General features: G+C 68.8%; 14 protein-coding genes. 10 read left to right on the top strand and 4 right to left on the bottom strand.

Going from position 1 to position 15,405, the window contains the following annotated elements; genetic code table 11:
• From A9976_RS01330 to A9976_RS01305, 6 genes are all read left to right on the top strand, one after another.
• On the top strand, window positions 1-2,360 hold a 2,360-nt coding region (locus A9976_RS01330), incomplete at its 5' end, for a TonB-dependent siderophore receptor (RefSeq protein WP_183017483.1).
• 180 nt (window positions 2,361-2,540) lie between these two features.
• Window positions 2,541-3,728: a muconate cycloisomerase family protein gene (locus tag A9976_RS01325; protein WP_183017482.1), complete on the top strand. Its 1,188-nt coding sequence runs from the start codon at window positions 2,541-2,543 to the stop codon at window positions 3,726-3,728.
• A 28-nt stretch (window positions 3,729-3,756) separates the two neighbouring features.
• A complete protein-coding gene (catC, locus tag A9976_RS01320) occupies window positions 3,757-4,035 on the top strand; it encodes a muconolactone Delta-isomerase (protein WP_012203794.1) in 279 nt (92 codons plus the stop codon).
• Window positions 4,036-4,088: 53 nt separating this feature from the next.
• A complete protein-coding gene (locus tag A9976_RS01315) occupies window positions 4,089-5,081 on the top strand; it encodes a tripartite tricarboxylate transporter substrate binding protein (protein ID WP_183017481.1) in 993 nt (330 codons plus the stop codon).
• Window positions 5,082-5,128: 47 nt separating this feature from the next.
• The gene (locus A9976_RS01310) at window positions 5,129-6,043 is read left to right on the top strand and encodes a dioxygenase (protein WP_183017480.1); all 915 of its coding nucleotides are present in this window, start codon (window positions 5,129-5,131) and stop codon (window positions 6,041-6,043) included.
• 122 nt (window positions 6,044-6,165) lie between these two features.
• Window positions 6,166-7,161: a tripartite tricarboxylate transporter substrate binding protein gene (locus A9976_RS01305; RefSeq protein WP_183017479.1), complete on the top strand. Its 996-nt coding sequence runs from the start codon at window positions 6,166-6,168 to the stop codon at window positions 7,159-7,161.
• 16 nt (window positions 7,162-7,177) lie between these two features.
• Here A9976_RS01305 and A9976_RS01300 read toward each other — a convergent pair whose 3' ends face one another.
• Window positions 7,178-8,134: a DMT family transporter gene (locus A9976_RS01300; protein ID WP_183017478.1), complete on the bottom strand. Its 957-nt coding sequence runs from the start codon at window positions 8,132-8,134 to the stop codon at window positions 7,178-7,180.
• 72 nt (window positions 8,135-8,206) lie between these two features.
• Here A9976_RS01300 and A9976_RS01295 point away from each other — a divergent pair, with 72 nt between their 5' ends.
• From A9976_RS01295 to A9976_RS01280, 4 genes are all read left to right on the top strand, one after another.
• Window positions 8,207-9,091, top strand: a complete 885-nt coding sequence (locus tag A9976_RS01295; RefSeq protein ID WP_183017477.1) for a LysR family transcriptional regulator — start codon at window positions 8,207-8,209, stop codon at window positions 9,089-9,091.
• 98 nt (window positions 9,092-9,189) lie between these two features.
• Window positions 9,190-9,399, top strand: coding sequence for a hypothetical protein (locus A9976_RS01290; RefSeq protein WP_183017476.1), 210 nt, complete (start codon window positions 9,190-9,192; stop codon window positions 9,397-9,399).
• Between the two features lie 3 nt (window positions 9,400-9,402).
• The gene (locus tag A9976_RS01285; RefSeq protein WP_183017475.1) at window positions 9,403-9,594 is read left to right on the top strand and encodes a hypothetical protein; all 192 of its coding nucleotides are present in this window, start codon (window positions 9,403-9,405) and stop codon (window positions 9,592-9,594) included.
• Window positions 9,595-9,603: 9 nt separating this feature from the next.
• Complete coding sequence (locus tag A9976_RS01280) at window positions 9,604-9,939, top strand: GNAT family N-acetyltransferase (RefSeq protein ID WP_183017474.1); 336 nt, start codon at window positions 9,604-9,606, stop codon at window positions 9,937-9,939.
• Window positions 9,940-9,959: 20 nt separating this feature from the next.
• Here the strand turns inward: A9976_RS01280 and A9976_RS01275 are convergent, their stop codons facing one another.
• From A9976_RS01275 to A9976_RS01265, 3 genes are read right to left on the bottom strand one after another with little or no spacing between them, the layout of a single operon-like run.
• On the bottom strand, window positions 9,960-10,190 hold the full coding sequence (locus tag A9976_RS01275) for a formate dehydrogenase subunit delta (protein WP_183017473.1): 231 nt from the start codon (window positions 10,188-10,190) through the stop codon (window positions 9,960-9,962).
• Entirely contained in the window at window positions 10,190-13,108 is a 2,919-nt protein-coding gene (gene fdhF / locus A9976_RS01270) for a formate dehydrogenase subunit alpha (protein WP_183017472.1), read from the bottom strand. The genes A9976_RS01275 and fdhF overlap by 1 nt, the downstream gene beginning before the upstream one ends.
• Before the next feature lie 12 nt (window positions 13,109-13,120).
• Window positions 13,121-15,319, bottom strand: coding sequence for a formate dehydrogenase subunit gamma (locus A9976_RS01265; protein WP_183017471.1), 2,199 nt, complete (start codon window positions 15,317-15,319; stop codon window positions 13,121-13,123).
• Between the last annotated feature and the right edge of the window lie 86 nt (window positions 15,320-15,405).

Here is a 15,405-nt window from a genome sequence, read left to right as displayed (position 1 = left end):
CCCGCCCGGCACGCACCTGCCAGACCCTGCTGGCCTGCGCGGCGGCACTGGCCTGCATGCCGGTCCTGGCCGCATCCGCCGCCATCGACCTGCCGGCCCAACCGCTGTTCGACGCCATCAAGGCCCTGGCGCGCGCCACCGGCACCAGCATTGCGGCCGACAGCGCCCTGCTGGCGGGCAAGACCGCGCCCGCCGTACAGGGCCGCTTCGAGCCGGCCGAGGCACTGCAGCGACTGCTGGCCGGCAGCGGGCTGGAGGCCGCTGCCCAGCCCCAGGGCGGCTGGCTGCTGCGCCGCGCCCCGGCGCGCCCTCAGGCCGCGCTGGACGAAGTGCGCGTGACCGCCACCGCCGTGCGCGACGGCCGCACGGAAGGCACGGGCAGCTACCGCTCGCCCTATGCCAGCGCGGCCACCAAGATCGAGCTGACGGCGCGGGAGACGCCGCAGTCCGTGTCCGTGATCTCGCGCGCACAGCTCGATGACCAGAACTTCGTGGAGCTCACCGAAGCGGCCAAGGTGGTGCCAGGCATCGTCGTGCGCCGGCAAAGCAGCACGGGCGGGCGCAGCGACATCCTCTCGCGCGGCTACCAGTCCTCCACCTACCAGTTGGACGGCCTCACCGTCAGCGGCAACCCGGCCACCCAGGAAACGCTGGACCTGGCGCTGTTCGACCGGGTCGAGGCCCTGCGCGGGCCGGCCGGGCTGTTCTCGGGCGCGGGCGAGCCCAGCGTCATGCTCAACCTGGTGCGCAAGCGCGCCCTGCCCGACTACCAGGGCCAGGCCGCCGTCGGCCTGGGCTCGCGCGGGCGCAAGCGGGCCGAGGTGGATGTCACCGGTCCGCTCTCGGAAGATGGCAGCCTGCGTGGCCGCGTGGTGGCGCTGCAGGAGAACTTCGGCAGCCCCGTGATGGCCATGGACGGCCACAAGCAGGCCCTGTACGGCACGGTGGAGCTGGACATCACTTCCCAGAGCACGGTCTCGGTGGGCGCCACCTGGCAGCGCGGCCGGGGCAACTACGACACCGGCCTGCCCGCCCACGCCGACGGCAGGCTGGCCCCCATTCCCCGCGACGTGGCCATTGCCGCCGATTGGGGCCGCGCCGCGCCCGAATCGCTGGCCGGCTTCATCGAGTCGGAAACGCGGCTCGACGGCGGCGGCCTGTTCAAGCTGGCAGCCCGCCGCGTGCTGCGCCAGCAGCGCGACAAGTACATCAATGGCTACTCGGCCGTCTCGGACACCGGCATCAGCCGCTTCACCCAGGCCCAGACCGTGGACCGCGACTACGCCGACACCACGGCCGACATCTACTACAGCACGCCCTGGCAATGGGCCGGGCAGACGCACCATTTCATCGCGGGCGCGGACTACCGCAGCTCCAACATGCACCTGCGCATGCTGCGCGGCGCCATGAACACGCCCGCCGACCTGTTCCACTACGACCCCTCCTCCATCGCCGAGCCCAGCTTCAAGCCCTTTGCCGACGACATCACGCGCACCAGCCTGCGCGGCGTCTACGGCCAGTTGCGCATCAAGCCCGCGCAGGCCCTCACCCTGGTGGCGGGCGCGCGCAAGAGCTGGTGGAAGACCGAAACCTCGGATCGGCTGCAGAACACGCGCTCGGGCTACGAGGTCGATGGCCAGTTCACGCCCTTCGGCGCCGTGCTCTTCGATCTGAACGACAGCTGGACGCTCTACGCCAGCCAGTCGCGCATCTTCCAGCCGCAAAGCGGGCGCCTGGCAGGCGGCGGCCAGATCGCCCCGCGCGAGGGCCGGCAGGTGGAGGCCGGCATCAAGGGCAGCCTGCTGGATGGACGCCTGAATGCCACCGCCGCCGTCTACCGCATGCAGGACACCCACCGCGCGCTGGCCGACCCCGCCGATGCCGCCTTCGTCATCCCCGCAGGCAAGGTGCGCTCCGAAGGCTTCGAGGCCGAAGTGGTCGGCTCGCTGTCGCCGCGCTGGGACGTGGCGGCCAGCTACGCCTACATGCGCTCCAAGTACCTGCAGGGCACCGTCACGCAGACCGGCACCGACTTCAGCACCATGTCACCGCGCCACAGCGTGAACCTGTGGGCGCGCTACCGCGTGGCCGGCCCCGTGGCCCAGGGCCTGGAGCTGGGCGCCGGCGTCCGGGCCGTCAGCGAGTTCTATGACACCCTGGGCGCCGTGCGCTGGCGCACGGGCGGCTACGGCGTCTGGTCCGTCTATGCCGCCTACCCGCTCACCCCCCAGGTCAAGCTGGCCGTGAACATCGACAACCTCTTCGATCGCGTCTACTGGGAGCGCGTGGGCACGGCCACGCGCAGCAACTACTACGGCCTGCCGCGCAGCATCATGGTCACGCTGCGCAGCAGTTTCTGATCCGGTTGCCGGGGCGCGCGGCGGCGGACCGCCGCGCCACCGGCTCGCGGCGCAGGCATTCAACACATCGACGCCATCGAATGATTTCTCACAAATAATTCAATAGATCCACACAATGCATGGATTTACGCTTGTGTCCATCGCCGGCAGCCGCCGCCAGCCAAGACACCCGCCATTGCCATGCAAGACCGTTTCCTGATCGAGCGCATCGAGGCGCGGATCCTCGACATTCCCACCATCCGTCCGCACAAGCTGTCGTTCGGCTCCATCAGCCGGCAAAGCCCGGTGATCGTGCAGCTGTGGCTGCGCAATGGCGCCACGGGCTTTGGCGAGGCCGCCACCATCGGCGGCCCGTCGTGGAACGAGGAATCGCCCGAGAGCATCCACCACGCCATCACCAACCACCTGGCGCCCAGCCTGATCGGCCAGGACGGCGCGCGCTTCGAGGCCTGCCTCTCGCGCATGGACCTGGCCTGCAAGGGCAATGCCTTTGCCAAGAGCGCCGTGGAAATCGCGCTGCTGGATGCCGTGGCGCGCAGCCTGCAGTTGCCCGTGTGGCAGTTGCTGGGCGGCAAGCAGCGCGACAGCCTGCCCCTGGCCTGGACGCTGGCCAGCGGCGATATCGAACGCGACCTGGCCGAGGCCCATCTGCGCCTGGAGCAAAAGCGCCACCGCATCTTCAAGATGAAGATAGGCGCGCGCACGCCCGAAGCCGATGTGGCCCATGTGAGCGAGATCGCACGCGGCCTGCAGGGACGCGCCACGCTGACGGTGGACGTCAACCAGGCCTGGGACGGCGCCACGGCGCGGCGCTTTCTTCCGCAGCTGATCGATGCCGGCGTGACCCTGATCGAGCAGCCCGTGGCCGGCTGGAACGTGCCCGCGCTGCGCGAGCTGACGGCCACGCTGCAGGGGGCCCTGGTCATGGCCGACGAGAGCGTGTGCACCCCCTACGACGCCATGCGCCTGGCGCGCGAGCAGGCCAGCCACGTGTTCTCGCTCAAGGTGGCCAAGCACGGCGGCCTGCTGCGCACGCGCAAGGTGGCAGCCATTGCCCAGGCGGCCGATATCGGCTGGTACGGCGGCACCATGCTGGAGACCTCGATCGGCTCGGCCGCCTCGGCCCATGTCTTTGCCACGCTGGGCGGGCGGCACTACAACTGCGAGCTGTTCGGCCCCCAGCTGCTGGTGGACGACATCGTCACCGAGCGCATGGCCATCCGCGACTTCGAGCTGCAACTGCCCGACGGACCCGGCCTGGGCGTGGAGATCGACCTGCAGCAGCTGGCGCGTTTCGACCGCGCGCTGGCCGGCGGCCAGCCGCAGCACTTCGACATGGGGCAGGCCCGGACCGGGGCTGCGACCTGAATTCCTTTCATTCCTCCTGGAGACAAACATGCTTTACCTGGTCCGCATGGACGTGAAGATTCCCCACGACCTGCCCGCCGACGTGGCCGCCGAGATCAAGGCCCGCGAGAAGGCCTACTCGCAGCAGCTGCAGCACGACGGCCGCTGGCCCCACATCTGGCGCGTGGTCGGCGAGTACGCCAACTACAGCGTCTTCGACGTGGCCTCCAACGACGAACTGCACGAGCTGCTGCAGGGCCTGCCGCTGTTCCCCTACATGGACATCCAGGTCACACCGCTGGCAAGGCACCCCTCGGCCATCGCCTGAGCACCGACCGCACCAGGCCCGCACCAAGACAAGATTTTCCGGAGACAAGTGAAGTGAAAGTGAAACGCCGTTTTCTGACCGCCGCCGCCGCAGGCCTGTGCCTGTCCGCCGTGATGCCCGCCGCCCATGCGCAGGCACCCGAGGCCAACTGGCCCAGCAAGCCCATCCGCTGGATCGTGCCCTTCCCGCCGGGCGGCGCCATGGACGCCATCGCGCGCACCCTGGGCGAGAAGGCCGGCCGCACGCTGGGCCAGCCCTTCGTGATCGAGAACCGTCCCGGTGCCGGCGGCAACATCGGCGCCGACTTCGTGGCCAAGCAGCCCGGCGACGGCTACACGCTGATGATCACCTCCATCGGCATGGCCACCAACAAGCCGCTGTACCGCAAGCTCAGCTACGACCCGATCAAGGACTTCGCCCCCGTGGGCGTGCTGGCCGTGGTGCCCAACATCCTGGTCACCAACTCCACCCAGCCCAACGTCAAGAGCGTGGCCGACGTGGTGGCCGCCGCCAAGGCCTCGCCCGGCAAGCTGACCTATGCCTCGGCCGGCAACGGCACCTCCATCCACCTGGCGGGCGAAGTGTTCAACTCGCTGGCCGGCGTGGACATCCTGCACATCCCCTACAAGGGATCGGGCCCGGCCGTCTCCGACCTGCTGGGCGGACAGGTCAACTACATGTTCGACTCCATCACCTCGGCGCGCCCGCACATCCAGTCGGGCAAGCTGCGCGCCCTGGCCGTGACCACGGCCAAGCGCTCGTCCAGCATGCCCGACGTGCCCACCATGGAAGAGGCCGGCATCAAGGGCTACGAGGTCTCGCCCTGGTTCGCCGTCTTCATGCCCGCCAGCACGCCGCCGGCCATCGTCAAGAAGCTCAACCAGGTCTTCGTGGCCGAGATGAAGCAGCCCGACGTGCTCGAACGCTTCAAGGCCATCGGTGCCGAAGTCGTGGGCTCCACGCCCGACGAAGCGGCCAGGCACCTGCAGGCCGAGTCCGTGCGCTGGACCAAGGTGATCACGGAACGCAACATCAGCATGGACTGAGCGTTTCTCTTTTCCAGGACATCCCATAAAACCACGAGGAGACAAACATGTCCGAACTGTCCCAGGACCAGCTGCTGAATCTGGTCAACAGCAAGCAGATCGCCCCCGGCAGCGACCGCGTGCGGGCGCTGACCCAGCGCATCGTCAGCGATCTGTTCCACACCATCGACGAGATGGATGTCAAGCCCGACGAGTTCTGGGCCGCCGTGGACTGGCTGGGCCGCCTTGGGAGCAGCGGCCAGCTGGGCCTGATCACGGCAGGCCTGGGCTTCGACCGGCTGCTGGACATCCGCAGCGACGAGGCCGATGCGCGTGCCGGCCGTGCGGGCGGCACGCCGCGCGCCATCGAAGGCCCGCTGTTCGTGGCCGGCGCACCACTGGCGCAAGCCGAGGTGCGCCTGGACGAGGGCGAGCCCCAGGGCGAGGTCTTCGTGATGGAAGGACGGGTGCTGGATCTTGACGGCCAGCCTCTGCCGCATGCGCTCATCGACGTCTGGCATGCCAATGTCCAGGGCGGCTACTCGCACTTCTTCCCGGGCATGAAGCCCTACGAGCTGCGCCGCCGCATAGAAACCGACGACCAGGGCCGCTACCGCTTTCGCAGCTATGTGCCGCCCGGCTACTCCATACCGCCGAACAGCCCCACTTCGGAACTGTTCGACGCGCTGGGACGCCACGGCCATCGCCCCGCCCACATCCACTTCCTCGTGGTTGCGCCCGGCATGCGCACGCTGACCACCCAGGTCAACCTGCCCGGCGACACCTACCTGGACGACGACTTCGCCTTCGCCACCCGTGACGGCCTGATCGTCGAGCTGGAGCGCGGCGTGGCGCCGGCAGGCTACGAGTCGCTGGGCGTGAACGCGCCCTTTGTCCGCACGCGCTTCGACTTCGTGCTGCAGCCCGCAGTCAGCGAAGGCGAGTCCTTGCCACTGACACGCATGGAGCGTGTGCGCGCCTGAGGCTCCGCCACCTTCCGCCATCTTCCGAGGCCTTCCGGCCTGCCATTTTTTTCGATTCGTCCGTTCCACAGCAGGCCGCCCCTTGGAGTGCGGCCTGTTTCACCGTACCCGCTTCCCACACCATGTCCAGCCTGCATCGCATCGCCGCAACCCTGCTGACCGCCACCGTGGCCCTCGTGCCCGCCCTGGGCCACGCCCAGGCTCCTGCAACCTTTCCCACCAAGCCGGTGAACATCGTCGTGCCCTACGCGGCCGGCGGCCCCGTGGACAACCTGGCACGCGCACTGGCCACGCGCCTGAACAAGGTCTGGTCGCAACCCGTGGTCATCCTCAACCGCACAGGTGCCAACGAGATCATCGGAGCCGAGTACGTGGCCAAGAGCGCACCCGACGGCTACACGCTGTTCGCCGCGACCGAAGCGTCGCTGACCATGAACCCGCACCTGTACAGGAAGCTGCCCTACAACCCGCAAAAGGACTTCGCACCCATCTCCCGCCTGATCAGCGTGCCCATGGTCTTCTTCGTGCCCCAGAGCTCCAAGGCCGGCACGCTGCAGGAATTCATCGCTCAGGCACGCCAGGCAGGCAAGACCAAACCGCTGACCTATGGCTCATCGGGCGCGGGCGGCATCGTGCACCTGCCGCTGGCCATGTTCGCCAAGCAGGAAGGGCTGGAGATGGTGCACGTGCCCTACAAGGGCGCTGCACCGCTGATCCCCGAAGTCATCGCCGGCCAGATCGACGCAGCGGTGCTGGGCGTGTCGGTGATCGAGCAGCACATCAAGTCCGGCAAGCTCAAGGCCCTGGCCGTGTCCTCGGAGACACGCAGCATCGCCCTGCCGGATGTGCCCACCTTCAAGGAAGCCGGCGTGCGCGACATCCAGGCTGTCTTCAACATCGGCCTGCTGGCACCGGCTGGAACGCCGGCGCCCCTGGTGGAGAAGATCGCCGCCGATGTGCGCCGCGTGCTGCTGGAGCCCGAATTCCGCAAGACCCAGGTGGACGCGTTCTCCTACGTGACCGTGGCCTCCAGCCCCGCCGAATACCGCGACTTCCTGGCGCGCGACTACCAGGTGCAGGGCGAGCGCGTGCGCACCTCGGGCGCCTCGCTGGATTGAACCGGACGGGGTCCGTTCAGCTCTGGACTGCGGTGCGCTTGGCAACCACGTGCACCGCAGCCGCAGGCCTGCGCCCCCAGTTCATCAGCGCCGTGCCGGCCACGGCCATGCCGCCGCCCAGCACGATGCTGGCATCGATGCTCTCGCCCAGCCACAGCGCCGACAGCGCCACGCCGATCACGGGCACCAGCGTGATGTAGCCAGAGGCCGCACCCGCACCCAGCGCCTTGACGCCGTCGAAGTACCAGGCATAGGCAAGCGCCGTGGCGCCGAAGGCCAGGAAGGCCAGCGCGCCCCAGGCAGTGCCGTTGCCAAGCACGGCAGCCTGCAGGCCGGCCGGCCCCTCGACCACCAGGCTGGCCACCAGCAGCATGGCCGCGCCCATGGTCGAGGTCACGGCCGTGGCCGACAGCGCATCCACGCCCGTGAGCAGCCAGCGGCCGATCAGGGTGTAGGTCACCCAGCACACCACGCAGCCCAGGATCAGCAGCTCGCCAGCGCCCACCGATCCCTGCAGCAGCGCCAGCGGCTGGCCATGCGAGATCACCACCACGGCGCCGCAGGCCGCCAGCGCCATGCCCAGGGCAATGGTGCGGTTGAGCCGCTCGCCGAACAGCCAGACCGCCAGGGCCAGCGTGAGCACGGGGTTGAGCGTGATCACCAGGGCCGCCTTGCCGGCCGGCACATGCTGCAGCCCCATGAGGAAGAAGGCCGCATAGCCGAACACGCCCGTGGCGCCAGCGGCCGCCATGCCCAGCCAGCGCCTGGCGCTCCATTGCCGGAGGCCGGCCATGCCACCGGCCCAGTACAGCCAGGGCAGCAGCACGGCGGCGGCCAGCAGGAAGCGCAGGCTGGCGGCGGCCAGCGGCGGCATGCTCTGTGCCACCACGCGGCCCGCAGGCCAGGAAGCGCCCCACAGCAGGGCCATGCCGACAAGCCGCAGGTGCGGGCCAAAGAAGCGGAGAGAATTCATGGCGCGTACTATGTGCTCATATCGATTCATAGACAAATGAGCGAATGCTCATGACATGGACACCGCGATCCCATGACCTTCACCCAGCTCGAAGTGTTTGCGGCCCTGGCCCGCGCCGGCAGTTTCTCGCGCGCGGCCGCGCTGCTGGGCATTACCCAGAGTGCCGTCAGCCATGCCCTGCGCGCGCTGGAGGGCGAGCTGCAGGTGCAGCTTGTGCGGCGCGAAGGCCCCCACTCCCCCTTGACCGACGCAGGCACGCGGCTGCTGCAGCGCGCCAACGACATCCTCCAGCAAAAGGAGGCCTTGCGGCAGGAGGCCGATGCCGAGCGCGGCATGGCGCGCGGCACGCTGCGCGTGGCCTCGTTCGGCGCCACCTCTTCGCTGCGGCTGCTGCCCCCGCTCATCACCGAATACCGGCGCCGCCAGCCCGCCGTGCTGGTGCAGATCGACGAGCAGAACGACGACACCGTGGTCAAGTGGCTGCTGGAGCGGCGCGTGGAGATCGGCTTCGTCGTGCTGCCTGACGAGCGCTTCGACACCGTGCCCCTGATCGAGGACGAACTGGTGGCGCTGCTGCCCGCATCGCACCGGCTGGCGGCCCAGCGCAGCATCCGCGCCGCCGACCTGCACGGCGAGGCCTTTGTGCGCACCTCGGCCGGGTCGGGCGCGCACATCGACCGCTTCCTGGCCGAGGCCGGCGCCCAGCCTGCGGCCATCTACCACTTCGAGCAAATGTCGTCCATGCAGGGCTTCGTGGCCCAGGGCCACGCCATTGCCATTGCCGCGCGCCTGGCCGTGCCCGAACAGGCCCCCGAAGGCATGGTCTACCGCAGCCTCTTGCCCCGCCAGCGCCGCGTCACCGGCCTGGCCGTGCGCAGTCTGGACCGCCTGTCGCCGGCCGCTGCCGGCTTTGTGGCGCTGGCGCGGGAGATGGCGAAGAAGAAGTGCTTTGGCTGACGCAGTGCCGCCCTCCTGGCATGGCAGAAACCATGGCATTGGTGACAGATCAGCGCACATGCAGGCTGCTTCTGTCACCAAACTGCTAGACTGCGCCGATGGCAGTTCACAGCAACTTTCTCGGCCCGGTCACGGTTTCCGGTGATGAAGCGAAAGCTCTCACACGGAGGCTTGCGCATGGCCGGGGCACGCAGGCTGCTGTGTCATCCGCACGCAATGGCCGTAAGCTCGCCACCACCTTCACAAGGGATGGCACGGTCCGGATCAAGCTCAAGCCGACCGGCGAACGCCTCAAGGGCAAAGACTGAGCCGTGGGTTTCGAGCTGCGCGAACTGGCCTCGGGTGACGGCTGCAACGCGCTGAGCCTGGGCAGCGAGGCATTCGCCCCTCTCAAATCCTTTCTGCGCAAAGAAGCCAAGAAGCTCCATCAGGAGCATCTTGCGCGCACCTTCGTCCTGGTGCCGGAAGGCGAGACCAAGGTTCTGGCCTACATCACGACCTAGTGCACCCATGTGGCCGTCGAACAGTTCGACGAACCGGCCGTGCTGGACGGCTTTCGCTACAAGGACTATCCGGCCATCAAGCTGGCCCGGCTGGCCGTGGATACCAGCCTGCAGGGCCAGGGGGTTGGGAGCCAGTTGGTGGACTTTGTCATTGCCCTGATCACGGACCATGTCATGCCATACACGGGCTGCCGTTTTCTGGTGGTGGATGCCAAGCCAGAGTCCGTGCGCTTCTATGCGGCAAAGGGCTTTCTGCCCATAGGCACCAGCACCGATGGGCCAACGGCCACCACCACGATGTTCATCGATCTGCGACGGGTGTTGGCGGCCATCGGCCGGACGTAGCCATCCTCCGGACCGGCCTGCTAGGCAGGATGGCCCAGCGGATGCAGCACCAGCGCCTCGCGCACGATGGGCTTGAGCGCCTGCGCCTCGTCGGGGCTGTCCAGCACGCGGGCCAGTTCGGCGCGCATGCGGGGCTCCCAGAATTTGCGGATGTGTTCGGCAATGCCCTGCAGGGCCTCGTCGCGCTCGGGCATGGCCTCGAAGAACTCGCCGATGCGGTTGGCCATGCGGACCAGGTTGGCGCTGTCCATCACTTGCCTCCCGCCACGGCCATGCCTGCCTGCGCGGCTTGCAGCAGGCCGATCTGTTCTTCATGCATGCGCGCAAAGCCGCGCTGCCAGTCGGACGGCTGGGCGTGCTGGGGTACCGGCAGCACCTGCACGGCCGTGACCTTGTATTCGGGGCAGTTGGTGGCCCAGTCCGAGCTGTCGGTGGTGATGACGTTGGCGCCCGATTCGGGGAAGTGGAAGGTGGTGTAGACCACGCCGGGCTGTATGCGCTCGGTGACGGTGGCGCGCAGCACGGTCTCGCCCGCGCGGCTGGCGATGCCGACCCAGTCTCCGTCGCTTATGCCGCGGTCCTCGGCGTCATGCGGATGGATTTCCAGCCGGTCCTCGCTGTGCCAGTGGCTGTTGTGCGTGCGCCGGGTCTGGGCGCCCACGTTGTACTGCGACAGGATGCGGCCGGTGGTCAGCAGCAGCGGAAAGCGCTGGGTGACCTTCTCGTCGGTGGCCACGTACTGGGTGATGATGAAGCGGCCCTTGCCGCGCACGAAGCGGTCCCTGTGCATGATGGACGTGCCGGCCTCTTCGGTGCTGTCATTGCAGGGCCATTGCACGCTGCCCAGCCGGTCGATCTTGTCGTAGTTCACGCCTGCAAAGCTGGGCGTGAGCGCGGCGATCTCGGCCATGATCTCGCTCGGGTGCGTGTAGTGCATGGCGTAGCCCAGGGCATTGGCCAGCAGCTGGGTGACTTCCCAGTCGGCATGGCCGGCCAGCGGCGCCATGACCTTGCGCACGCGCGAGATGCGGCGCTCGGCATTGGTGAAGGTGCCGTCCTTTTCGAGGAAGGAGGCGCCCGGCAGGAAGACATGGGCGTACTTGGCGGTTTCGTTCAGGAAGATGTCCTGCACCACCACGCATTCCATGGCCGAGAGCGCGGCCGTCACATGCTGGGTGTTGGGGTCGGACTGCACGATGTCCTCGCCCTCGCAGTACAGGCCCATGAAGCTGCCGGCCAGGGCCGCCTCGAACATGTTGGGAATGCGCAGGCCGGGCTCGGGGCTGAGCGCCACGCCCCAGGCCCCCTCGAACTCGGCGCGCACCGTGCTGTCCGAGATGTGGCGGTAGCCGGGCAGTTCATGCGGGAAGGAGCCCATGTCGCAGGAGCCCTGCACATTGTTCTGGCCGCGCAGCGGATTCACGCCCACGCCTTCGCGGCCCACATTGCCCGTGGCCATGGCCAGGTTGGCGATGCCCATGACCATGGTCGAGCCCTGCGCATGCTCGGTCACGCCCAGGCCGTAGTAGATGGCCGCGTTGACGGGGGTGCCCGCCGCGTGGTCCTCGGCACCCAGCGCATACAGGCGCGCGGCGCCGCGCACGAGTTCGGGAGCAACCCCGGTGACCTCGGCCATGGCCTCGGGCGAGTTCTCGGGCCGGGCCACGAACTCCTTCCACTGGGCGAAGGACCTGGCATCGCAGCGCTCGGCGATGTAGTCCTCGGCCAGCCAGCCTTCGGTGACGATGACATGGGCCAGCGAGGTGATCATGGCCACGTTGGTGCCGGGCCGCAGTTGCAGGTGGTAGTCGGCGCGGATGTGGGGCGACTTGACCAGCTCGATCTCGCGCGGGTCGATGACGATGAGCCTAGCGCCCGCACGCAGGCGCTTTTTCATGCGCGAGCCGAACACCGGGTGCGCGGCCGTGGGATTGGCGCCGATGACCATGACCACGTCCGTGTGCTCGATGGACTTGAAGGTCTGCGTGCCCGCCGAGGTGCCATAGGTCTGGCCCAGGCCATAGCCCGTGGGCGAGTGGCACACGCGCGCGCAGGTATCGACGTTGTTGTTGCCGAAGGCCGTGCGCACCAGCTTTTGCACCAGGTAGGCCTCTTCGTTGGTGCAGCGCGAGGAGGTGATGCCGCCAATCGAGTCCTTGCCGTGCTTCGCCTGGATGCGACGGAACTCGCTGGCCGTGTGGGCAATGGCCTCTTCCCAGCTCACTTCGCGCCAGGGGTCGGTGATCTTCGCGCGGACCATGGGCCGGGTGATGCGGTCCTTGTGCGTGGCATAGCCCCAGGCAAAGCGGCCCTTGACGCAGGCATGGCCCTCGTTGGCCTGGCCGTCCTTCCAGGGCACCATGCGCACGACCTGCTCGCCCTTCATCTCGGCCTTGAAGCCGCAGCCCACGCCGCAGTAGGCGCAGGTGGTGATGGCGCTGTGCCCGGCCTGGCCCAGCTCGGTCACGGTCTTTTCCTGCAGCGTGGCCGTGGGGCAGGCCTGCACGCAGGCACCGCAGCTGACGCAGTCGCTGTCCATGAAGCTGCCGCCCTGCCCCGCCGTGACGCGCGATTCGAACCCCCGGCCCGAGATGGTCAGCGCAAAGGTGCCCTGCGTCTCTTCGCAGGCGCGCACGCAGCGGTTGCAGACGATGCACTTGCTGGGGTCGTAGCTGAAGTACGGGTTGGAGACATCGACCTCGGCGCGCGCCTGGCCCTTGAAGTGGTTGGCGCCCTCGAAGCCGTAGCGCACCTCGCGCAGGCCCACGGTGCCGGCCATGTCCTGCAGTTCGCAGTCGCCGTTGGCGCTGCAGGTCAGGCAGTCCAGCGGATGGTCGGAGATGTACAGCTCCATCACGCCGCGGCGCAGCTCCTGCAGTTGCGGGCTTTGCGTGCGCACCTTCATGCCGGGCTCGGCAGGCGTGGTGCACGAGGCCGGAAAGCCCTTGCGCCCCTCGATCTGCACCAGGCACAGGCGGCAGGAGCCGAAGGGCTCCAGGCTGTCGGTGGCGCACAGCTTGGGCACGCTGACGCCGCCTTCCATGGCAGCGCGCATCAGCGAGGTGCCCTCGGGCACGCAGACCTCGCGGCCGTCGATCTCCAGGGTGATCAGGCGTTCGGACGGGCTGGCGGGCGTGCCCCAGTCGGCTTGCTTCAGATGGTCGAGCATGGTGTTCTCCGTTCAGGCAGCCGCTGCGGCCGTGGTGGACTCGATACCGAAGTCCTGGGGGTAGTGGTTCAGCGCCGAGCGCACCGGATACGGGGTCATCCCGCCCATGGCGCACATGGAGCCGTGCTGCATGGTGTCGCACAGGCTTTCCAGCAGGGCCACCTGGCCGGCGTGGGCGGCAGGGTCGGCGTCGGCGCGCACGATGCGGTCGATGACCTCCACGCCGCGCGTGGAGCCGATGCGGCAGGGCGTGCACTTGCCGCAGGACTCGATGGCGCAGAACTCCATGGCATAGCGCGCCAGCCGCGCCATGTCGGCCGTGTCGTCATGCACGACGATGCCGCCGTGCCCCACCACATTGCCCTTGGCCGCATAGCCCTCGTAGTCCAGCGGCGCATCCCAGTCGGCCGGCGCCACATAGCTGCCCAGCGGGCCGCCCACCTGCACGGCCTTGACGGCGCGGCCGGTGGCCGTGCCGCCGCCGAAGTCTTCCACCAGCTCGCGCAGGCTCAGGCCGAAGGCCTTTTCCACCAGCCCGCCGCGCGCAATGTTGCCGGCCAGCTGGAACGGCAGCGTGCCGCGCGAGCGGCCCATGCCGAAGCCCTGGTAGAAGGCCGCGCCGCGCGCCAGGATCAGCGGTACCGTGGCCAGCGTGATCACGTTGTTGATCACCGTGGGCCGGCCCCACAGCCCCGCTATGGCCGGCAGCGGCGGCTTGGCGCGCACGATGCCGCGCCGGCCCTCGATGCTCTCCAGCATGGCCGTTTCCTCGCCGCAGACATAGCTGCCCGCGCCCTTGCGCACCTCCATGTGGAAGGCCCGCCCGCTGCCCGCCACGTCGCGGCCCAGCCAGCCTGCGGCCTCGGCACGCGCAATGGCTTCGCGCAGGGTGGCGATGGCGTGCGGATACTCGCTTCGCACATAGACCAGGCCCTGCGTCGCGCCCACGGCCAGGCCCGCGATGGCCATGCCTTCTATCAGCGTGTAGGGATCGCCCTCCATCAGCAGCCGGTCGGCGAAGGTGCCCGAGTCGCCCTCGTCGGCGTTGCAGGCAATGTACTTTTGCGGCCCCGCTGCGGCGGCCACGGTCTTCCATTTGATGCCGGCCGGGAACGCCGCACCGCCACGGCCGCGCAGGCCCGAATCCAGCACCTCCTGCACGATGGCCGCGGGCTCCATGCGCGCCGCGCGCTCCAGCCCCTGCCAACCGCCATGGGCTGCGTAGTCGGCCAGGTTCAGCGGATCGATGACGCCCACACGCGCAAAGGTCAGGCGCTCCTGGCGCGCCAGGTAGGCAATGGCCTCGGTCAGTCCATGGCACAGCGCATGGCCGCCTCCCTGCAGCATTCCGGCATCGATCAGGCCCGGCACCGCATCGGCCGTGACCGGGCCGTAGGCCACGCGGCCTTCGGGCGTCTCGACTTCCACCAGGGTCTCCAGCCACAGCAGGCCGCGCGAGCCGTTGCGCACGATCTGCACCGCAAGGCCGCGCGCCGCGCACTCTCGCTGCAGGGCGCCGGCCACGGCGTCAGCGCCCACGGCCAGCGCGGCGGCATCGCGGGGCACATAGACGCGCACGCCGGGGCCTGCCCCTGCCCCTGCCCCTGCCCCTGCCCCTGCATGCGCAGGCTGGGCCACCGGCTCGCCGGCCGGCCCCGGCTGGCGGCATTGCGCGATGAGTGCATCCAGGTCGTTGGCCGAGACATGCGCATGGGGCTGGCCATCGAGCATCACGGCAGGCGATGACGCGCACAGGCCCAGGCAGTAGACCGGCTCCAGCGTGACGGCGCCATCGGCACTGGTTCCGTGCCCATGCCCATGCCCGTGTCCACTCGATCCGCAGCCCAGCGCCTGGCCTGCGTGGGCCAGCAGCGCGTCGGCACCGCGCGACTGGCAGGCCTCGGCGCGGCAGACCTGCAGCACATGGCGGCCCGCTGGCGTGGTGCGGAAATGGGGGTAGTAGGAGATGACGCCATGCACCTCGGCGCGCGAAAGGTTCAGCGCATCGGCGATACGCGGCACGGCGGCTTCGGGGACATGGCCCAGCATGTCCTGCACGGCGTGCAGCAACTCGATCAGGGGGCCGGGGCGCCGGGCGTGGACGGCAATGGCGTGCTCGACGGCCTCGCGCTCATGGGCGCCGAGTGCGCTGTCGGCAGCAGCGGCATTGGCGACGGCGATGGGAATGATCTTCCCTTGTGTGGCTGGCATGGGTGTCCCTGCTGGCTTTCGTTGTAGGGAGCGGCGCGGTCCGGTCCGCTGGCGCTTTGTCTCTGATGCCATTTCAAGCCCTGCCG

Origin of the sequence: Delftia sp. UME58, from assembly GCF_014170385.1 — a bacterium.
GTDB lineage: Bacteria > Pseudomonadota > Gammaproteobacteria > Burkholderiales > Burkholderiaceae_C > Comamonas > Comamonas acidovorans.
Note: the sequence above shows the minus strand (reverse complement) of the source record. Positions and strands in the feature narration are given on the sequence as shown.